At 73.7% G+C, this 18,352-nt stretch carries 18 protein-coding genes and 1 pseudogene; 7 read left to right on the top strand and 12 right to left on the bottom strand.

What is annotated here, in order from left to right; all coding sequences use genetic code 11:
• The first annotated feature begins 135 nt into the window (after positions 1–135).
• On the top strand, positions 136–558 hold the full coding sequence (locus tag LCD31_RS24770; RefSeq protein WP_224961834.1) for a pyridoxamine 5'-phosphate oxidase family protein: 423 nt from the start codon (positions 136–138) through the stop codon (positions 556–558).
• A 7-nt stretch (positions 559–565) separates the two neighbouring features.
• On the opposite strand, the gene LCD31_RS24765 is transcribed toward LCD31_RS24770, so the two are convergent.
• On the bottom strand, positions 566–1,339 hold the full coding sequence (locus LCD31_RS24765; RefSeq protein WP_224961832.1) for an oxidoreductase: 774 nt from the start codon (positions 1,337–1,339) through the stop codon (positions 566–568).
• Positions 1,340–1,415: 76 nt separating this feature from the next.
• Between LCD31_RS24765 and LCD31_RS24760 the strand changes: the two genes are divergently transcribed.
• On the top strand, positions 1,416–1,988 hold the full coding sequence (locus LCD31_RS24760) for a TetR/AcrR family transcriptional regulator (protein ID WP_224961830.1): 573 nt from the start codon (positions 1,416–1,418) through the stop codon (positions 1,986–1,988).
• Positions 1,989–1,997: 9 nt separating this feature from the next.
• Here LCD31_RS24760 and cobF read toward each other — a convergent pair whose 3' ends face one another.
• Genes cobF through LCD31_RS24730 form a run of 6 tightly spaced genes read right to left on the bottom strand, consistent with a single transcriptional unit; the run spans position 1,998 to position 8,760 of the window.
• Positions 1,998–2,774, bottom strand: a complete 777-nt coding sequence (gene cobF / locus LCD31_RS24755; RefSeq protein WP_224961828.1) for a precorrin-6A synthase (deacetylating) — start codon at positions 2,772–2,774, stop codon at positions 1,998–2,000.
• 44 nt (positions 2,775–2,818) lie between these two features.
• Positions 2,819–3,727 (bottom strand): NAD(P)-dependent oxidoreductase, encoded by a 909-nt coding sequence (locus tag LCD31_RS24750; RefSeq protein WP_224961826.1) that lies wholly within the window; start codon positions 3,725–3,727, stop codon positions 2,819–2,821.
• Positions 3,724–4,623: a hypothetical protein gene (locus LCD31_RS24745; protein WP_224961824.1), complete on the bottom strand. Its 900-nt coding sequence runs from the start codon at positions 4,621–4,623 to the stop codon at positions 3,724–3,726. Before LCD31_RS24745 ends, LCD31_RS24750 begins: the two co-directional genes overlap by 4 nt.
• The gene (locus LCD31_RS24740) at positions 4,620–7,310 is read right to left on the bottom strand and encodes a PEP/pyruvate-binding domain-containing protein (RefSeq protein ID WP_224961823.1); all 2,691 of its coding nucleotides are present in this window, start codon (positions 7,308–7,310) and stop codon (positions 4,620–4,622) included. The genes LCD31_RS24745 and LCD31_RS24740 overlap by 4 nt, the downstream gene beginning before the upstream one ends.
• Positions 7,310–7,954, bottom strand: coding sequence for an isoprenylcysteine carboxylmethyltransferase family protein (locus tag LCD31_RS24735; RefSeq protein WP_224961821.1), 645 nt, complete (start codon positions 7,952–7,954; stop codon positions 7,310–7,312). The genes LCD31_RS24740 and LCD31_RS24735 overlap by 1 nt, the downstream gene beginning before the upstream one ends.
• The gene (locus LCD31_RS24730; protein ID WP_224961820.1) at positions 7,951–8,760 is read right to left on the bottom strand and encodes an AfsA-related hotdog domain-containing protein; all 810 of its coding nucleotides are present in this window, start codon (positions 8,758–8,760) and stop codon (positions 7,951–7,953) included. Before LCD31_RS24730 ends, LCD31_RS24735 begins: the two co-directional genes overlap by 4 nt.
• 511 nt (positions 8,761–9,271) lie before the next feature.
• On the opposite strand from LCD31_RS24730, the gene LCD31_RS24725 reads away from it, so the two are divergent.
• The 3 genes from LCD31_RS24725 to LCD31_RS24715 are packed head-to-tail and all read left to right on the top strand — an operon-like array spanning position 9,272 to position 10,878.
• Positions 9,272–9,847, top strand: coding sequence for a UTRA domain-containing protein (locus LCD31_RS24725; protein WP_224961818.1), 576 nt, complete (start codon positions 9,272–9,274; stop codon positions 9,845–9,847).
• Between the two features lie 42 nt (positions 9,848–9,889).
• Positions 9,890–10,291 carry a PaaI family thioesterase gene (locus LCD31_RS24720; RefSeq protein WP_224961815.1) on the top strand — a complete coding sequence of 134 codons (402 nt, stop codon included), beginning with the start codon at positions 9,890–9,892 and terminating at the stop codon, positions 10,289–10,291.
• Positions 10,288–10,878, top strand: a complete 591-nt coding sequence (locus tag LCD31_RS24715) for a cysteine hydrolase family protein (protein ID WP_224961813.1) — start codon at positions 10,288–10,290, stop codon at positions 10,876–10,878. Before LCD31_RS24720 ends, LCD31_RS24715 begins: the two co-directional genes overlap by 4 nt.
• A gap of 16 nt (positions 10,879–10,894) precedes the next feature.
• Here LCD31_RS24715 and LCD31_RS24710 read toward each other — a convergent pair whose 3' ends face one another.
• Both LCD31_RS24710 and LCD31_RS24705 read right to left on the bottom strand, forming a co-directional pair.
• Positions 10,895–11,419 carry a TIGR02611 family protein gene (locus tag LCD31_RS24710; RefSeq protein WP_224961811.1) on the bottom strand — a complete coding sequence of 175 codons (525 nt, stop codon included), beginning with the start codon at positions 11,417–11,419 and terminating at the stop codon, positions 10,895–10,897.
• 35 nt (positions 11,420–11,454) lie between these two features.
• On the bottom strand, positions 11,455–12,126 hold the full coding sequence (locus tag LCD31_RS24705; RefSeq protein WP_224961809.1) for a DUF3159 domain-containing protein: 672 nt from the start codon (positions 12,124–12,126) through the stop codon (positions 11,455–11,457).
• A 456-nt stretch (positions 12,127–12,582) separates the two neighbouring features.
• Here LCD31_RS24705 and LCD31_RS24700 point away from each other — a divergent pair.
• Positions 12,583–13,114 (top strand): annotated as a pseudogene (locus tag LCD31_RS24700) (response regulator transcription factor); the annotation flags it as partial.
• Positions 13,115–13,940: 826 nt separating this feature from the next.
• Here LCD31_RS24700 and LCD31_RS24695 read toward each other — a convergent pair.
• Positions 13,941–14,906: an SDR family oxidoreductase gene (locus LCD31_RS24695; protein WP_224961807.1), complete on the bottom strand. Its 966-nt coding sequence runs from the start codon at positions 14,904–14,906 to the stop codon at positions 13,941–13,943.
• A 101-nt stretch (positions 14,907–15,007) separates the two neighbouring features.
• Between LCD31_RS24695 and LCD31_RS24690 the strand changes: the two genes are divergently transcribed.
• Entirely contained in the window at positions 15,008–15,676 is a 669-nt protein-coding gene (locus tag LCD31_RS24690; RefSeq protein ID WP_224961805.1) for a TetR/AcrR family transcriptional regulator, read from the top strand.
• Between the two features lie 48 nt (positions 15,677–15,724).
• Here LCD31_RS24690 and LCD31_RS24685 read toward each other — a convergent pair whose 3' ends face one another.
• Together LCD31_RS24685 and LCD31_RS24680 are read right to left on the bottom strand one after the other, a co-directional pair.
• A complete protein-coding gene (locus LCD31_RS24685; RefSeq protein ID WP_224961802.1) occupies positions 15,725–17,212 on the bottom strand; it encodes a trypsin-like serine protease in 1,488 nt (495 codons plus the stop codon).
• A 148-nt stretch (positions 17,213–17,360) separates the two neighbouring features.
• Positions 17,361–17,930: a thymidine kinase gene (locus tag LCD31_RS24680; protein ID WP_224961799.1), complete on the bottom strand. Its 570-nt coding sequence runs from the start codon at positions 17,928–17,930 to the stop codon at positions 17,361–17,363.
• Positions 17,931–18,352 lie beyond the last annotated feature (422 nt).

Below are 18,352 nucleotides of genomic sequence, written 5' to 3'. Positions count from 1 at the left end.
GACAGCGTTTTCTCCTGTGGCGGAGCCACCGGTGAAAACGATCCCGCAGCGAGGAGGGCGCTGAGGTTCCGCCACCCCACCTCCCGAGCAGCAGGAGTCGAGCGCCTGTCAGGGGTCGCGGCTAGCGTCGGTCGCATGGCTCTTTCCCAGCAGGACCGCGAACGATTCCTGGCCGAACCGCACACCGGTTCCCTGGCGGTGGCCGAGGGTTCCGGCCGAGCGCCCCTGGTGGTGCCGATCTGGTACCACTACGAGCCCGGCGGCGAGCTGTGGATCAACACGGGCGCGGACACCCGGAAGACCCGCGCGATCCGGGCCGCGGGCCGGTTCAGCATGCTGGCGCAGCGCACCGAGCCGACGGTCCGCTACGTCTCGGTGGAGGGCCCGGTGCTCTCGATCGAGCCGGGTTCGGCCGAGAGCTCCCGGGTAATGGCGGCCCGCTACCTGCCCGCGTCGCGGGTGGACGAGTTCGTCGAGTTCGAGCGGACGCGGCTCGGGGAGCACGTGGTGATCCGGATGCGCCCCGAGCGCTGGTTGTCCGCGGACCTGGGCGGCTGATCCGAGCTCACACGGCGGGGATGATGCCGCCGTCCACCCGGTATTCGGCGCCGGTGAGCCACTTCGCGCGATCGGAGGCGAGGAAGGCGATCAGCTCGGCCGCGTCCTCCGGGTCGCCGGGGCGGCCCATCGGCGCGTTCAGCCGGGCCGCGATGCGCCGCTGCATCTCGCGGAGCTCGACGCCCTGCTCGTCGGCCATCTCCTGGTGGTGCGCGACGGCGCCTTCGGTGGCGACGAAGCCGGGCAGCACGCGCAGCACGCGGACCCCGCTCGTGCCGATCTCTTCGGCGAGGCCGCGGCTGTAGGCGTTGAGCGCGGCCTTCGCCGCCGCGTACGACAGGTCGCCGGGCTGCGGCAACCTGCTCGCGATCGACGAGACGTGCAGGACGACGCCGGAGCCGCGTTCGACCATGCCGGGCACCAGGGCGCGGTCCAGCCGGACGGCGCTGAGCAGGTTGATGTCGAGGTCGAACTGCCACGACTCGTCGGTGCGTTCCAGCGCGGCGGCCCAGCCGCTGGTGGCGCCCGCGTTGGAGACGAGCACGTCCACTCCGCCGACCGTGTCGAGGACTCGCCGGCCGAGGTCGGCGACGCCGTCGGCGGTGGCGAGGTCGGCCGGGAGGAACGTGCCGGGCACGTCGTCCGGGGGCGCGCTGCGCGAGGCGGTGAGGACGTGGGCGCCCGCGGCGGCGAAGCGGCGGGCGGTGGCGACGCCGAGTCCGCGGCTGGCACCGGTGATGAGCACGCGCCGTCCGGCGAGTCCTTCGTCGGCGATCGTCATGGGAAGCACCTCCAGTAAAGTGAGCCAGGCTCACCATATAATCGGAGTCGGACTCACTTTATTCGGAGGTCGTCCGTTGCCCACCTCACGCCCGCTGCGTGCCGACGCCCGCCGCAACCGGGAAGCCCTGCTCACGACCGCGCGGGAAGCGTTCCTGGCCGGCGAGGACATCGGAGTGGACGAGATCGCCCGCCGCGCCGGCGTCGCCGTCGGCACCCTCTACCGGCACTTCGACACCCGCGAGGAGCTCATCGCCGAGATCTACCGGCAGGCCCTCGACGAGCTGTGCGCCGAACCGGACGCGCTGCTCGCCCGGCACGCGCCGGACCGGGCGCTGCGGGAGTTCCTGGACCTGCTCGTCGAGCACGCCGCCACCAGCAAGGGCATGTCGGTCGCGCTGGAGAGCGTGCTGGCGACCGACTCGGCGGTGTTCGCCGACTCCCGGCGGCGGATGGCCGACTGCCTCGACGCGCTGCTGCGGGCCGGTGCGGCGGCCGGGACGATCCGCGGCGACGTCGACGGGTGGACGGTGCTGCGGGCGCTCGGCTGCGTCTGCGGGATGCGCGCCACCGACGGCTGGCGGGACGACGCGGCGCGGATCGTCGCACTCCTCTTCGACGGCCTCCGCCACGTCGGGACGGCGGAGTGACCGGGGGGTTCAGGAAGGCGGGCGCAGCAGGCAGCTGTCCATGATCCAGCCGTGCCGGTCGCGGGCCTCGGCGCGCAGCTCGGCGATGCGGTCGGCGACCTCGTCGAGCGGACCGGCGACCGAGAGCTCGTCGGGCGTACCCACGTAGGCGCCCCAGTGGATCCACCAGCCTCCGCCGCGCCGCGCCGCGATCGCCGCAGGCACGTCCAGCATCACCAGGGTGTCCTCGGACAGGTCCGGCCGGTCCACGCCGGGACGGCCGGTGGTGATGCGGACGGGCCTGCCCACCCGGGTCCAGGTGGTGCCGTGGTGCGCGGCGAGCGCGGAAACGCTGCTGATGCCGGGGACCACCTCGCAGGTGAGGTCGACGGCGGCGCGGATCTCCGCGACGACGTCCAGGGTGCTGTCGTAGAGCGCCGGATCGCCCCACACCAGGAACGCACCGGTCTCCCCCGGCGCGAGTTCCTCGTGCACGACCCGCGCCCACTGCTCGGCGCGGCGCCGCCGCCAGTCGTCGACCTGCGCGCGGTACTCGTCGGTGCCCGCGGTGGTGCGGTCGCGCGGCGGGTCGGGCATCGCGACGGTCCGGGCGGAGTCCGCGGCGTGCTCGCGGAGGATCTCGGCGCGCACCCGCAGCAGCCGTTCGGTGCGCTTCCCCTTGTCCGGCAGGAAGAACACGTCGGTGCGGCCGAGGGCGTCGACCGCTTCGAGGGTGAGGTGGCGCGGGTCGCCCGCGCCGATGCCGATGGCGATGAGGTGCCGCACCCCCGCCGACGATCCGATCACGACGACCTCCCGCTGTCCGCTGCTCCGGGCCCCATCCTCCCCGGTCAGCCCGCGCGATCCTCGGCGAGGTGCGCGCGGTACCAGGCGAGGGAGCGGGCGAAGCCGACCTCGAACGGCGTCGGTTCCCGGCCGCTGCCGCGCCAGGCGGCGGTGGAGTCGAAGTACCGGTCGCAGGCCAGCAGCGACAGCTGGTCGGCCGCGCCGGGCAGCCGCTGCACCGCGTCCCGGTAGGACATGTCCCGCTGCGGCGCGGGAACGCCGAGGTCCGCGACGATCCGGTCGACCAGCGCGCGGACCGGCACCGGCCGCGGGTGGTTCGCGTGCAGCACCCGACCGGGCGGGGCGGCGCGCAACGCGAGCGTCGCGATGATCTCGGCGAGGTCGTCCACCCACACCATGCCGAGCCGGGGCCGGGCTCCCTCGATCGTGCTGCCGGTCGCGGCGAGCAGCCGGGCGAGGCCGGGCACCACCCAGCGGTCCCCTGCGCCGTACACGAAGTAGGGGCGGACGACGGTGCCGCCCGCGGCGAGCACCGCGTTCTCCCCGGCGAGCCGGGTCTCGCTGGTCACGGACTCCGGGCGGGGCCGCACCTCGTCCTCGGCGGGTCCGCGGTGCTCGCCGCGGCCGTAGACGGCGGCGGTGCCGAGCTGCACGAAGCGGTGCACGCCCGCGCCGCGCGCCTCCGCCAGCAGCGCCCGCACGCCCGCGTCGTTCACGGCCCGGCAGGTGTCCGGGTCGGAGCCGACGGCGGCGGCCAGGTGCACCACCGCGTCCACGCCCGCACAGCTCCCGCGCAGCGAGGCCGGATCGGCCAGATCACCCGCGACCTGCTCGTCGTCGCCGGTGCGCCGGTGGTGCACGAGGGTGCGCAGCCGCACCCCGCGCTCCCGCAGCGCCCGGCGGGTGGCCGCGCCGACGAACCCGGTCGCGCCCGTCACCAGCAATTCCGTCATGCCCAGCTCACCACCGCCGCTTGGCACACCAGTGCCGCGTACCACCCGAGCACGAAGGTCATCGCGAGCCCGGCGGGCCAGGCGCGGCTGCCGCCGAAGAACCGCCGCGCCCCGACGGCGGGCAGCGCCAACGCGCAGTACGGCAGCAGCCGCCCCAGGTCGGCGGCGCCGTCTAGCTCCCACGGCCGGAACAGCACCGCGGCGGAGGCGGCGGCCAGCGCCGGTGCGGCCAGCACCAGCACCGCGCCGCCGACTGGCCCGACGACGTTCGAGTACAGCCGCGCATCGGCCGGGGCCGTCCACGCCGTCTTGCGGGCGAACTCGAAGTGCAGGAACACGCAGGAGAAGCACCCGATCACGGCCGGGTCGAGCCCGCCGGTGGCCGAGACGCACACGTACACGCTCAGCAGCACCTGCACCGGATAGGTGATCGCGAGGTTCGGGAACAGCGCGTCCCGCAGCCGCGCCGACCGGCGCTCCAGCACCACCAGCAGCAGCGCGTAACCCAGGTCCAGCGCCAACACCGCCACCGAGACCGCCTCGACCAGCGCGTTCGCCAGCACCAGCAGCGCGGCGAACAGCAGCATCCAGCGCCGCAGCTCGACCGCGGTGATGGAGCCGCGCACCAGCGGCCTGCCGGGGTTGTGCTCCCGGTCGTAGTCGAGGTCCTTCTGCTCGTCGACCATCCGCAGGTACAGCAGCACCAGGCCGACCGAGCAGATCCGCACCGCCGTGCCCGCCGACGGCGCCCACCGGTCACCGGCGACGACGGCGAGCGACCCCTCCAGCGCGAGCACCCACAGCACCGCGTACGTGCAGTAGACCTTCGGCGGGAACACATCCAGCACGAACCGGCCCAGCCGAGCTCCCGCCCCGGGAGCGGCGGTGGTGGTCACGACGGCACCTCCAGCACGGTGACCTCCCCGGAGGCGCCGTCGACGGCGATCCGCGCCCCGTCCGGGATGGCGGTGGTGGCGCCGCGCAGCGACACCACGGTGGGAATGCCGAACTTGCGGCCGGTGATCGCGGTGTGCGACAGCATGGTGCCGCGCTCCACGACGATGCCCTTCGCGGTGAGCATCAGGAACAGCCAGCCCGGATCGGTCTCGCGGGCGATGAGGATCATGTCCTCGCCGGGTTCGACGGGGTCGCGCGGATCGAGCACGATCCGCGCGGTGCCTTCGACGCGGCCACTGCTGGAGCCGAGGCCGCGCAGCTCTCCCCCGCCGGGGTCGGCGGCGGCCCGCACGGCGCCGAGGGAGGTGGTGACGCCGCCGAGGGTGCTGAACCGCTCGGGCAGTTCCGGCGGGTCCTGCTCGAACTCGGCCTTGCGGACGGCGGCGACGGCGCCGAGGTCGCGGGTGACGCCGGTGCCGTCGAAGTGGCCGAACACCTCGTCCTCGGTCAGGTGCACCACGTCGGCGGCGGAGCGCAGCACGCCCTGCGCGGCGAGGTCCTCGCCGAGCGAGTGGAAGACCGTCTTGGCGAGGCCGAACAGTTCGCTGCGGCAGTAGCGCGAGTTCTCCCGGTGCCGCACGCTGCGGCGCAGCTTGTCGAGCAGCCGCCGCAGCACGGCGAGCTTCGGGGAGCGGGCACCGAGGGCCGCGGTGAGCCGCCGCTCGGCGTCGGCGCGGATGCGCTCCTCCCGCTCGACGAAGGTGGCCCGGTCCAGGCCGGCTCGGGCGTAGTCGGCGACCGTGCGCAGCAGTGCGCCGGGTTGGGCGCGCAGCGTCGGCTGTTCCATCTTCAGGTCCTGCACGCTGCGGTCGCCGTAGCGGTGCAGGTGCTCGTGCACCGCGGCGCGGAACGCGTCCCCGTGCCGACCACCGTCCACTTCGGACCAGACCTGCGCGGCGGGCCGGTCGTCCATCGCGGCGAGGAACTCCGGCCGTGCGCGGGCGAGTTCGGCGAGACCGACGGCGGAGAGCACGGCGGCTTCACCGCGGTTGCGCTCGCCGCCGCACAGCAGATCGTTGAGCACGCCCTCGTCCAGCCCCGGCGCCCACTTCGCGAGCAGCCCGCGGACGGCGCCGGTGGTGGCCGACAGCACCGAGTCGTTGATCAGCGTGACGCCCCAGTGCGCGCCGACCTCCCGCCACGCGGCGCGGAAATCGGCGATCCGGGCCAGCGGGTCCCGCTGCGCCCAGTCCACCGCGCGACGCGGTGCGATCACGCCTTCCCACCAGGTCTCGAACTCGCGCATGGCGCGGTCGTGCCGGGCCAGCGCCCGCAGCAGCCGGGCGAGCGGGCCGGCGAGCCTGCCGACGACTCCCGGCCACGTCGGCGCCAGCGAGCGCAGCGAGCCCTCGCCGCTGACGGGCAGGCCCATCATCTGCTCCCAGGAAGCCCGCAGCAGCGGGAAGAACGCGACCTGACCGTGCAGGTGCAGCCACGAGTCGAGGTCGTAGTAGACGCGGCCGCCGAGGTACCCGATCATCCGCTCCAGCTCGGGCCCGCTCGCGTCGAGCAGGTCCCGGTCCACGCCGTAGCGGCGGTACAGGTCGTGGAAGATCGTGCGGTAGAAGCCCCGGGCGAACGAGTAGGTCAGCGCGGTCGTGGTGCCGGAGAAGCTCTCGGTGACGTTCGCGTTGCTCCACTGCTTGCGGGTGGACAGGTCGATCGCGATGGGCCGGGCCTGCACGAGGCGGATGGTGCCGTCCTCGGTGAGCACGCCTTCGACGTCCTGCGGGGCGCCGAACAGCGCCGCGACCCGGGCGCCGAGCGCGGCGACCTCCCGCACCTGCGCTTCGTCGAGCACCGGCGCGTCGCGCAGTTCCGGCGGCACCGGCAGCGGGACGGGCCCGGCGTCGGGGCGGTCCGGGTCGAGACCGAGGCGTTCCGGTTTGTGCGCGAGGTGCGACTCGCAGCGGCCGGTGGCCGAGCGCAGGAAGTAGTGGTCCACGCCGACCTTCTCCTGCACGACGCCTTCGCCGATGCCGTGCCCGGCGGCGAGCACCGCGTCGTCGGCGCCGGTGGCCGGATCGCAGGTGAACAGCACGAAGGACTTGGCGCCCAGCACCATCTCCTGCACGCCGACGGACACCGCGAACCCGTCGAGCGCGAGCCCCTGGACGTGCCGGTACAGCAGCGCTTCGGCGGTGAACCCGGACGCCCAGCACTCGCGGACCCGGTCCAGGACCCGGTCCCGGCCCACGTACAGGAAGCTCTCCCCCATGCCCGCGAACGGGTCGGCGGCGGAATCCTCGCTCTCCCGCTCGGAACGGCCCACGCTGGAGGAGCGGACGGCGACCAGCGAGCCGGGCGCGAAGGTCGCGTCGAACGCGTCGAGCACGGACCGCTCGACCCCGGCGGGGAACGGGACGTCGAGGAACAGGTCGCGGATGGCCTTCGCGGCGGCGTCGAGGGAGGCGCGGTCGGTGAAGTCGATGGCGTCCAGCTCGCGGCGGATCCCACCGCCGATCTCGCGCGCCACGTCGCGGAAGACGGCGGCGTCGAGGCAGCAGAACCGCGGCACCGGCAGGCCGGCGGCCCGCATCTCGGCGAGGCGCGCGAACTTGTTGCCGACCTGCGCGCCGGTCGGCCGGGCGTCGTCGTGGATCATCGCGGCGGTCACCGGTCCCATCACCACACCGCCGGGATGAGCCGGGGGCGGTTCCGCGCGTAGTCGGGGTAGTCGGGCAGCCGCATCAGCGTGTCCTCCTCGACGAGGACGCGGCGCACCACGGCGGGCACCATGAGCGCGGCGAACGCGAGCACCCCGTACGGGTTCAGGAACGCGACCACCAGCCCGAGGTGGGCGAACACCATGCCGGTGTAGGCGGGGTGGCGCACCAGCCGGTAGGGCCCGGTGCTGACGATCGCGTGCCCGTCGACGGTGCGGACGCGGTGCGAGTAGAAGCGGCCGAGCCGGTGCACGGCGGTGAGCCGCAGCACGACTCCACCGAAGAACACGGCGACGGCGGCGGTGCGGCCGAGCCCCCACCCGTCCCAGGTGTTCGGCGGCAGCGCGACGGCGGCGAGGACGGCGAGCCGGGACAGCCCGTAGAGCTGCAGGCTGCCGCGGTCGGCGGAACTGGTCTCCTGCACCGATCCCTGGAAGGTGACGCGGGATTCGACCAGCGTCCACCCCAGGTAGGCGAGCAGGACGGCGGCTTCGCCGGACGCGGGATCACCGTCGAGCAGGCGGCCGCCGATGCCCCAGGCGAGCACCAGCATCCCGCACAGGAAGATCGCGGGCGGGAAGAGGCTTTCCAGCTTGCGGTTCATCGTGCTGCTTCCCGGTTGGCCCAGCGCAGGTGGTCGTACACGCGCGGGGGAACGATCATGCCGGTGAGCCGGACGGAGCCGATCACGTCGCCTGCGGCGAGCAGGTCCACGGCGAACTCGACGCGCTTGCGCCGCATGGTCATCGTGGTGGTGCGGAGCCGGACGTCCTCGGTGGCGGCGACGGGGCGGCGCTGCTCGTGCCGGACCCCGTTGAGCACGTACTTCCAGTCGTGCGCCACGTCCCACACCTGGTGCCCGACCAGGGTGATCAACTGGCGGGCGCCTTCGACGAGTTCGAGCGCGGAGCGGTGCCGAGGGTCGCGGCGGCGCAGCGCGTGGTCCGGCGCGAAGTCGAGGATCCGCGCGGTGCAACCGGAATCGTCGCCGGTGAAGTCGCCGATGGCGACGTTCTCCGCGCGGTGGCGGTGCACCAGCTCCCGATCGACCGGTACCGGTGCGGGCAGCACGGGGCCGGGTGGCGGCGGGTCGTGGTGGTCGCGCAGCGACACGTTCCCGTCGGCGACGACGAGGCCGCCGGAGGAGCAGTACGCGTCCCAGCGCTCCCCGTCGGTCGCCGGGCTGCTCATCAGCACTTCGACCGGGCGGTCGAGCTCGCAGAAGTGGTGGAACTCCACGGCCAGCTCCGCGACTCGGCCGGGGGACGCCGAGGCGAGCCCGGCGATGCCGTCGAGCAGCAGCATCGCGGGCAGGTGGTCCAGCGGGTGGTCGAAGAAGAACGCGTCCGTCGGATCGGAGACCATTGATCCGGTCATCGTGTGCACGACGGAGTCGATCGTGACGCTCATGTTTCTCCTCAAGGCCCGGGGAAGTCGCCGAATGGTCCGGTCGCCTATTCCAGGACTACCGGAAGTTGATCTAGTGGAATTCCCAGTGTTGGCCGGAGAGGCACCAGCGCCCCCGGCGCACCCAGCGGCGATCAACGGAGAAACCGAGCATCCAGCCCGCCTTCTAGGGAAATCAGCAGTCCTCGACATCAGGACTCCTGCGCTGGTCCCGAGCCCGCGATGATCCCCACCACGCGGGCGGACATGCCATTTTCCGCACCGCGTCGCGCATTTCACCCGCGAAGCGGGGAAATCAGCGGACCGAATCACCGGAAACCGGAGCTGCGCACCGCGACAACGCCGGGACCCCATTCCGGCGATCCCCGTGCGAAAGACACCCGGTGCCTTTCCGGGCCGCGAGGACCGCGACCACCCGATCGGCGACGCCGACTCCGGCGGCGGTTCCGCGGCCCGGCACCGGCGCGGTGCGACGATGACTCGCGGACGACGCAGCCCACCCGAGGAGGTGCCGATGAGCGCGGCGGAGCACGACGACGAGGGCGGCGCGGCCACCGGCCCGCCGCGGGTGGCGCGGCTCGACGCCCGCGAGCGGCTGAGCCGGGCGCGCCGGGAGCGGAACGAGGGGGCCTTCCTCGCCGATGCCGCCGCGCAGGGTTTCGTCCCCGACTCGTCCACCCAGGTCTGGTTCGAACCGGCCGCCGACCTCGCCGAGCCGTTCGGGATCCGCGCCGGGGACGAGATCTGCGTCCGCGACCGGGTGCTGCGCGCCGACGGGCACCCGGTGCTGCTGGCGGTCTCCCGGTTCCCGCGGTCGATCACCGCCGGGACCGCGCTGGAACGCCCCGACACCGGGCCGGGCGGCGCACCGGCCCGCCTCGACGAGCTCGGCCACGGCGCCACCCGCTACGAGGAGGTCGTCACCGCCGCGATGGCGACCGAGCTGGAACGGCGGGCGCTGGAGACCGAACGCGCACCGCTGCTGCACGTGCGCCGCACCACGTGGAGCGGGGACCGCGTCGTCGAGCTCACCGACGTGAAGATGCCCGCCGGCGCCGCCGAACTCCGCTACTCCTGGGACGCCTGCTGACCGTCACCCGTCGCGCGTGCCCCGGCGGACCGGACCAGGAGCGTGGATGTTGCGCGAGATGCCGTACTCGGCCTCTCGTTCGACGAGATCACCCCGACCTCGGTGCGCGGCTCGGTCGCCGCGGACGAACGCCACCACCGGCCCTGGGGAATCGTCCACGGTGGACTGCACACCGCGGTCGTCGAAACCTTCGCCACCACCGGGGCCTACGAAGCGGTCGAGGACCACGGGCAGCAGGCGGTCGGCGTCGCCAACGCCACCGACTTCCTACGCCCGCACCGCAGCGGCAGGCTCGACGTCGAGGCCGTCGCGATCAGCCAGGACCGCACCCAGCAGCTGTGGCAGGTGGCACCGATCCAGCAGGGCGGACGCGCCCGGACCGGACCGCGCCCGCCCCTGAACCGTGGCCGCTTCCGCCGGGCGGACGGCAGGATCGGGGCATGAACGGGAAGTGCGCCGTGCTGGCGCTGCACTGGCAGATCAACGTCATCGCGCCGGAAGGGTTCTTCGGCGACCTGCTCGCCGCTCCGGTCGCGCGCAGCGGAGTGGTGGCGCGCGCCGCCCGGTTCCACGCGGCCGCCGCCGCAGCGGGCGCCGAACTGGTCTTCACCCGCTTCACCGTGCCCGCCGGGGAGGGCGAGCTGGTCCGCAACACCGAGTTCATGCGCGCAGTCGGCGACGCGCAGGAGTCGTTCCGCCCCGACGCTCCGGGCGCGGCGCTGGTCCCGGAGCTGGCCGGACAACCGGGCCTGGTGGTGGACAACCAGAAGCTGTCCGGGCTCGCGGGCAACGATCTCGCCACCTGGTTGCGCGACCGCGGGGTCGGGACGCTGTTCCTCACCGGCGTCGCCACCGACCTCACGGTCGAGCAGACCGCCCGGCACGCCACCGACCTGGGCTTCCAGGTGCACGTCGTCACCGACTGCACGGCGGCCGCCGAGGAGGCGACGCACCGGGCGTCCCTCGCGGCGCTCGCGCGGACCACGGCGGGCAACCGCACCGCGGCGGAGGCGCTCGCCGCCTGCCGGTAGGCCGGGGCCCGGCACGTCAGCCGAGCGGGGACGCGAGCCACGGGAGGTCGAGGCCGATCAGGCCCGCGCCGAACTCCAGCGCCCCGAGCAGCCACACCGTGCCCAGCACCACGGCGCCGGTGCCCGCGAGCAGCAGCAGGCGCACCGCGGGGTGCCGCCCGCGCTGCCACGCGTCCCACCGGTCGTACCCGCGGCGCAGGAAGGCGAGCGCGCGGCGGGCCGGCTCGAACTCGGTGCCGAGCACGGCGAGGCCCGCGAACGCCACGACCCAGCCCGGCCCCGGGTACGGGATCATGACGATCCCGGCGACGAGCACCGCGGAACCGGCGATGCCGACCCCGGTACGCCACGCGACGTCGGCGGCGCGATTGCGGCGGGCTCGTTCCCGCTGCCCGCGGTACCGGTCGCGGAGGCTCGGGCGTGCCGTGGCGGCGGGCTCGGTGGCGGCGGGCCCGGCCGGGTCGAGTTCGGCCGTCGCGGATCCGGTCGCGGATTCAGCAGCGGATTCGGCGGCGGCTTCGGTAGTGGCGGTGCCGGTCACGGTCGTCCTCCGGGCCTGCTGCGCGTGCGGTCCGCTCACGACTTCCGGAGGAGGCGCTTGCTGCTGCGGCGGAACGCCCAGACGACGACCAGCGCGCCGAGCACCGTCAGCGGCGTCCCCATCGCGACGCGGGCCACCGCCAGCCCACCGGTCGTGTCGATGACGTAGAGCCACTGCTGCACCGCGAACCGGGCGCCGAACACGAGCGCCGCCGCGAGGGTGGCGAGGTCGTGGGCGCGCAGGCTCGGCCGGTCCTCCCGCCACGGGTTCGTCCCGCCGTGCAACAGGTTCCAGACCACGCCGGTCACCGGCCGCCGGGCCAGCAGCGAGCCCGCGGTGAGCACGAACCCGGCCAGCGCGGCCCAGATCCCGATGGCGAAGAAGTCCTTCGCCGACCCGGTCCACGCGGCGAGGCCCACGGCGACGCCGACCGCGACCAGCCCGCCGACGGCGGAGGCGAACTTCTCGCCGCGCAGCATCCGGAACGCGGTCAGCAGCACGGCGGCGCCGACCGACACGGCGATGGTCACCGACAGCGGCAGGAACGAGTTCGCCCCGGCGAAGACGATGACGGGTGCCGTGGAGTACACGAATCCCACCGGCCCGCCGACCTGGTCCAGCACCGACGGCTTCGGCGCCTCGGCCGCGACGGCCTCGATGCGCTCGGTCGGCCGCTCGTCCCGCACTTCCTGCTCCACGTTCGTCATGGCCTTCGCTCCTCGATCGACATCCGGTGACGAGGAGAAGGAGAAGCCGTGCCGCAACGTCATGCTCAAGGCACTGCGACGCACGTCACACCGAGGGGTCGCCGATACCGCCTTTGGTCCACATCGGACACCTCACTCGATCCGTCCACATCGGACGCGCCCGCGCCGCCCAGGCCTTGCCAGATCCGCATTCCGGCCGGGCTCCGCCGCCATCGGCGTCGATCCGCGCGGCACCGGGCCGTCCGCCGTCATCGCGGCCACCGCGGAGTTCCGGCGCGGCGGCGGGCGCTGCGCGGGGGCGGGCGCCCGCTGGGATCGTGACGAACTCGGGACATCCCCCGGACGTAGCGGTGACCCGGCGGGCCGACGCTGAGCGGGGTGATCACTTCTCCGGCCGGGGCGCGCCCCGGTGCGCCCGTCGCGAGTGCGCCCGGTGCTGCTGTGATACTCGATCAGGTGTCACGCGTGCTGTTGATCGAGGATGATCCCGCCGTCCGCCGCGGCCTCGAACTGGGCCTGTCCCAGCAGGGGCACCAGGTCCACGGCGTGGAAACCGGCGAAGCGGGGCTCGACCAGCTGCGGGCCGATCCCCCGGACGTCGTGGTCCTCGACCTGATGCTGCCCGGGATGAACGGCTTCGAGGTGTGCCGGCGGATCCGCGCGGGCGGCGAACTCCCGGTGATCGTGCTGACCGCGCGCGGGGACGACATCGACGTGGTGGCCGGGTTGGAAGCGGGCGCCGACGACTACGTGGTCAAGCCGGTGCGGGCCAGGGTGCTCGAAGCGCGCCTGCGCGCCGTGCTCCGGCGCACCGCCCGCCCGCAGGCCGACCTGGAGCGCCACCCGGCTGTCCATCGACCGCGCCGCGCTGCTGGTCGCCAAGGACGGCGACCCGGTGCGGCTGACCCCGACGGAACTGCGGCTGCTGCTGGAGCTGTCCGCGAGCCCCGGCCGCGTGCACAGCCGCCAGCAGATCTCGCGCGGGGTGAACCCGGCGGAGTTGAGGCCTCGGGGTGCCAGCACCTCCTGCTGGAGGGTCTGCACCTGCCGCAGGAGTTCGCCGAGCAGGTTCGGCGGCAGCGAACCACCTCCGGCGGCGGCAGCAGCGATGGTGCTGACCAGGCGTTCCTCGGTGGCCGCGGTGAGGTGCACGACGGCGACCACCCGGCATTCGACGACGCTCATCAGGTGGGCCCGCTCCAGTTCGCGCGTCACCAGGACCGCGGGAGCGGTGGAACCGGCCGCCGTCCGCCGCATGCGGGCCACCACGTCGGAGGTGACCCGGTCGGTCGCGAACACCCACACGTCCACGTCCGACGGCTGGTCGGTGGACCCGACGAACACGTCGAGGCTGCTCACCAGCGTCTCGGTGAGGCCGACCAGCGTGATCGGATCGGGGGCCCACACCGCCACGCGCGTTCGCTGCCCGCTCTCCCCCGCGGTCCTGGTCCCCGCAGCGTGGGGCTTCGCCTCGACCTCGGTCGCCATGATCACCCTCCGAACGCCCTCGGCCGCGGTGGTGGCGGCGGACCGGTGCGGCCCGACCCGCCGTTCCACGGCGTCGCGTGCTTGCTCCGCAATTCTGCGGCGGCGCCGCGGGCCGGCGGGGTGGTCCGGGGCCGGGTACGGGAATCCCCTCGGCTGCGCTGGTCCGGATGGCCGAGGCCGCACCACCGGTTCCTGCTGCTCGACCGTCCTGGGTGGACTCTTCGGTCGGCGCGGACGTTCCCGCCCCCGCGTTCGAGGGGTTCCCGGCCGGTCCGCGGCACCCCGCCTGCCGGATCGAGCGGAGCAGGGCGCCGCCGCTCGCCCGACTAGCCGGCGGGGGCTTCCACGGCGGGGAACCGCAGCCCGATCAGCTCTTCGGAGGTCGTCCAGATGCGCCGTGCCTCGTCGGTGCTGCGCAGGCCGGGGTACGGCTCCTGCTCGGCGGGCGGACCGGAGAAGTGGCGGAAACCGCTGGGTCCGTAGAACCGGCCGCCCTCCGCGCCGGGTGCCGTGGCGGCGTGCAGCGCGGGCAGCGCGGGCAGCGACGCCGTGTCCACCGTCCCGAACAGGACGCCGCGCGCGGACAGGGCGCGGATGAACCGCGCCTTCGCGGTGTCCCGGCCGCGGCCGACCTCGGGCCGGGCGGCGAGGAGGTTCGTGGGTGACACCCCCGGGTGGCAGAGGTTGCTGGTGATGCCCCAACCGCCCTCCCGGCTGCGCCGGTCGAGTTCCAGGCCGAACAGGCCGAGCGCGATCTTCGACTGGCTGTAGGCCCGGTTCCCGCGGTAGTTCCGCTCCCACTGGAGGTCGTCCCAGTTGATGCCGTGCCGCCCGGCGGCGACGCTGAGCTGCGAGGTGACCCGGGCACGGCCCGCGCGCAGCAGCGGCAGCAATCCGGCGACGAGCGCGACGTGCCCGAGGTGGTTGGTGCCGAACTGGAGCTCGAAGCCGTCCTCGGTGGTGCGCCGCTCGGGCGGGGTCATCACCCCGGCGTTGTTCACCAGGACGTGGATCGGCCGCCCTTCCCCGGCGAGCCGGTCCGCGAGCGCGGCGATGGACGCGAGCGAGGACAGGTCGAGCTCGCGCAGCGACACCTCGGCCCCGGGATGCCGGTGGCGGATCTTCGCGATCGCGGCATCGCCCTTGCGCGGGTTGCGGACCGGCAGCACGACTTCCGCGCCGGCGCCGGCGAGCCGGGTCGCCAGCCCCAGTCCGACGCCGTCGCTCGCTCCGGTGACCACCGCGAGCCTGCCGGTGAGGTCGGGGGCCGGGATGTCCGGGGTGGTCGCCATGTTCGTGCCTCCTGCTGGTCCACGGTATCCTGACACCTGTCAGACACTACCTGACAGGTGTCAGGATTCCACTGCGGAGCGAAAGCGGGGAGGACGAGCGCATGGCGACCGAGGAACCGACCGGCGCGGCACGGCGGCCGGGACGGCCCGGGCCGGGCTCGCGGCCGGCACCGGACGAGGCCGAGGTCCTCCGGCGAGGCGTGGAGGCGTTCGCCGACCTCGGCTACGAGCGCGCCTCGGCGCGGGAACTCGCGCGACGCCTCGGCGTCAGCCACAACTTCATCAACGACCGCTACGGGTCCAAGTCCCGCTTCTGGCGGGCCGCGGTCGATTCCGTCCTCGAAGCCGACCAGCGGGAACGCGAGCGGCTGGCCGGGGCCGGATTGGACGATGCCGAGCTGGTCCGCGCCGTGATCCACCACTTCTACCGGTCCGCCGTCGAAGTGCCGCTGTTCGGGCGGTTGCTCGCCGACGAGTTCGGCCGGGAGTCCGAGCGCCTGGACCACCTGCACGAGAAGTACGTCGCGCCGACGCTGCGCCCGCTGCTCCCGGCGGTCGAACGACTCATGGCTGCGGGACGCCTGCCCCTGGTGCCGGTCGACGTGCTCTTCTTCGCCGTGATCAGCCCGGTCGCCGGGCTGGTGCAGCTGCCGCTGGCGCACCGGCTCGGCCGCGCCGCGCCGGTGACCCGGGACGGCCAGTTGCGCACCGCCCGCCAGCTCGCCGACCTGATCGCGGACGGCCTCCTCGGGCGGCACCCGGAGTCCTGAGCGGACCGAGCGGCACCGCGCGCCGGTCGCGCGCGGTGCCGGTGGCGGTCAGGCCGCGCCGGGCAGCGCGCAGTCCGGGCGGGAGAGATCGATGCCCGATCCGGGCGTGAGGCACGCGGGGATCGCCGCCGTCTGCTGCGCGTAGCGCCGCTGCGGGTGGACGGTGACCACGCCTTCCTCGTCCACCTCGCACGGGTTGTCCGCGGTGCAGACCTCGCCCGAGGTGTTGCTGGAGTTGTGGATCCCGACGACGGCACCGGTGGCCGGGTCGAGCAGCGGCGAACCGGAACCGCCCGCGTCGGGCAGGCAGTCCTCGGTGTACCGGATCGCCTGCCGCTGGGAGTAGCCCTCCTCGCGCAGCTCCGGCACGATGCCCGCGACGGCGCAGCTCCAGGTGTCCTGCAATCCGCCCGAGACGACGTCGATCGCGTCGGCCTGCCGCGGGGCCCGGGCGGAGAGCTCGAAGACCTTGACGCCCTCGTCCGCGAGCTGCGCGTAGGTCTTGTCCAACCGGTACAGCGCGACGTCGGTGCCGGTCATGGTGGCGTACACCAGGTCGGTGGTCTTCGCGGTCGTCACCGGCCCGTCGGTGCCGAGGACGCCGACCATCTGCTCCTCGGGGCGTTCGACGACCACGTCGCCGGGCGCGGGACGTGCGCCGCTGGTGCAGTGCCCGTTGGTGAGCACCAGCGCCGGGTCCTGCGGCCTGGTCGCGCCGGTGCGGACGATGGAGGCGGAGCAGTCGCCGACGACCGCCGCCCCTTCCAGGGTGGGGTTGCGGTCGGCGGTCATGGACTCGATCCAGGACCGCATCGCCGCCACGTCCGTGTAGACGACGGGCTGCCCCTTCCCGTTGCTGCCGTGCACGGCACCGGCCAGCGCCCAGCCATCGCCGTCCTCGACGAGCGCGGGCCCGCCGGAATCCATGTTGGTCGCGGCGGTGCTGCCGTCGCGGGCCCCGACGCAGATCTCGTCCGCGCCGATCCCGGACCGTTCGCAGGCGTCGGCGGGCTGCACCTCGGTGTCGGCTTCCCGCAGGTGCGCGGGGAAGCACTCCGGGGCGTTCTCGTCGCAGGTCACCCCCCAGCCCATGATCCGGGTGGGCGTCCCGGCGGGCGGTGTCCGCGCCGCGATCGGGATCGGGGCGCCCTTCGCCGGGGTCCGCAACCGCAGCAGGGCGATGTCGTTGCCCTGCTGCCCGCTGGGGTGGGCGATGAACTCGTCGACGTCGATCAGCTCACCGCCCGAGGCGGGGTCGACCGACCCGAGCCGGACCCGCCAGTCCACCGGATGTCCCGTGGTGGCCTGGTCGTCGGTCCGCGCGCAGTGCGCGGCGGTGACCACCCACTCCGGCGAGATCAGCGTGACCCCGCAGACGTGACCGTCCGGCCGGGGTGATTCGGGCCGCTGGAGCGACCCCGTGAACGGGTAGGCGTTCGGCGACTCCTCGCCACCGGTGATGGCTGTCGCGGCGGGTGCGGTCAACACCGCCACGGCCAGCGCGACGCCGGTCGCGGCTGCGGCACGGACGCGCATGGGTGGAACTCCTTCGCTTGTGCGGAACCGACGAGGACCACGGTTCCGCCGCGATGTCCGCGCTCCGACCCCGGAACGTCACGAGCGTGGAACAAGATCCGTCGCGGCCGGGGCCGCACGGGCGTTTCCCCGCCACGAAGGCGGCCGGTCAGCCGAGGGTGCCGACGTTGCGCAGGTAGCAGTTCCCGCACATGGACTCGTAGCCGACTTCGCCGTCGATGGCGACCTGGCTGCCGTCCCGGGTGAACTCGCCGTCGAGGGTGCGCGCGTTGAACGTGGCCTTGCGCCCGCAGCGGCAGACGGTCTTGAGCTCCTCGATGGAGTGCGCCAGTTCCATCAACCGGAGGCTGCCCGGGAAGCCGCGGGTGCGGAAGTCGCTGCGCAGCCCGTAGGCGATGACCGGGATCCCGTCGAGCACGGCGAGCCGGAACAGGTCCTCCACCTGGGGCCCGGTGAGGAACTGGGCTTCGTCGACGAGGACGCAGTCCGGTGCGCCCCCGGCGAGCACCGCGTCCCGCAGCAGGTCGTCCTCGCCGGGCACCACGTCGACCTCGCGGGTCACCATGATCCGGGACAGCACCACCGGGCTCTTGGTGTCGAGCTTCGGCTTCACCACGACGACGCGCTGCCCGCGCTCCTGGTAGTTGTGGGCCACCTGGATCAGCGCCGTCGACTTGCCCGAGTTCATCGCGCCGTACCGGAAGTAGAGCTTCGCCACGACCGGGAAGCTAACCACAGCCCCACCGGCCGAGGTCGCGGCACCGGCCGGACGCGTCCCCCATCAGGCGCCCAGGAACGCGGTCACCGCCGCGATCGAGGAACCCACAGCTCGCCGCAACGCCGCACGCGGCTGGCAACGCAGGAGAATCCGCTCGCACGTGAGGGGAGGATCGCACGCCGCTCTCGGCGGCCTCCAGACCGTTCAGCGAACCCCTCAGCGGCAGGGTCTGGCGCTGAGGCTGAGGGGCGCGAAGAAAGGGGTGGTCACCCGGTTAGCCACCCGATGCGGAAACAGGCCCGGCACTCAGCTGAGCACCGGACCTGCTACCTGCGATTCCAGGGTGGAGGTTGCGGGAGCTTACTCGAACACAAAACCGCTGGTCAGTGAGCAGACCAGGAACGCTCCACAACGTCAGGAGC

This window comes from Saccharopolyspora sp. 6M (assembly GCF_020176775.1).
Taxonomy (GTDB): Bacteria; Actinomycetota; Actinomycetes; order Mycobacteriales; family Pseudonocardiaceae; genus Saccharopolyspora_C; species Saccharopolyspora_C gregorii.
This window is presented reverse-complemented; position numbering and strand designations above follow the sequence as displayed.

Excerpts from the sequence above, each read along its gene's own strand:
- LCD31_RS24770 (WP_224961834.1), top strand. The coding sequence starts at position 136 with ATGGCTCTTTCCCAGCAGGACCGCGAACGATTCCTGGCCGAACCGCAC.
- LCD31_RS24765 (WP_224961832.1), bottom strand. The coding sequence starts at position 1,339 with ATGACGATCGCCGACGAAGGACTCGCCGGACGGCGCGTGCTCATCACC.
- LCD31_RS24750 (WP_224961826.1), bottom strand. The coding sequence starts at position 3,727 with ATGACGGAATTGCTGGTGACGGGCGCGACCGGGTTCGTCGGCGCGGCC.
- LCD31_RS24740 (WP_224961823.1), bottom strand. The coding sequence starts at position 7,310 with ATGGGACCGGTGACCGCCGCGATGATCCACGACGACGCCCGGCCGACC.
- LCD31_RS24735 (WP_224961821.1), bottom strand. The coding sequence starts at position 7,954 with ATGAACCGCAAGCTGGAAAGCCTCTTCCCGCCCGCGATCTTCCTGTGC.
- LCD31_RS24730 (WP_224961820.1), bottom strand. The coding sequence starts at position 8,760 with ATGAGCGTCACGATCGACTCCGTCGTGCACACGATGACCGGATCAATG.
- LCD31_RS24725 (WP_224961818.1), top strand. The coding sequence starts at position 9,272 with ATGAGCGCGGCGGAGCACGACGACGAGGGCGGCGCGGCCACCGGCCCG.
- LCD31_RS24715 (WP_224961813.1), top strand. The coding sequence starts at position 10,288 with ATGAACGGGAAGTGCGCCGTGCTGGCGCTGCACTGGCAGATCAACGTC.
- LCD31_RS24705 (WP_224961809.1), bottom strand. The coding sequence starts at position 12,126 with ATGACGAACGTGGAGCAGGAAGTGCGGGACGAGCGGCCGACCGAGCGC.
- LCD31_RS24695 (WP_224961807.1), bottom strand. The coding sequence starts at position 14,906 with ATGGCGACCACCCCGGACATCCCGGCCCCCGACCTCACCGGCAGGCTC.
- LCD31_RS24690 (WP_224961805.1), top strand. The coding sequence starts at position 15,008 with ATGGCGACCGAGGAACCGACCGGCGCGGCACGGCGGCCGGGACGGCCC.
- LCD31_RS24685 (WP_224961802.1), bottom strand. The coding sequence starts at position 17,212 with ATGCGCGTCCGTGCCGCAGCCGCGACCGGCGTCGCGCTGGCCGTGGCG.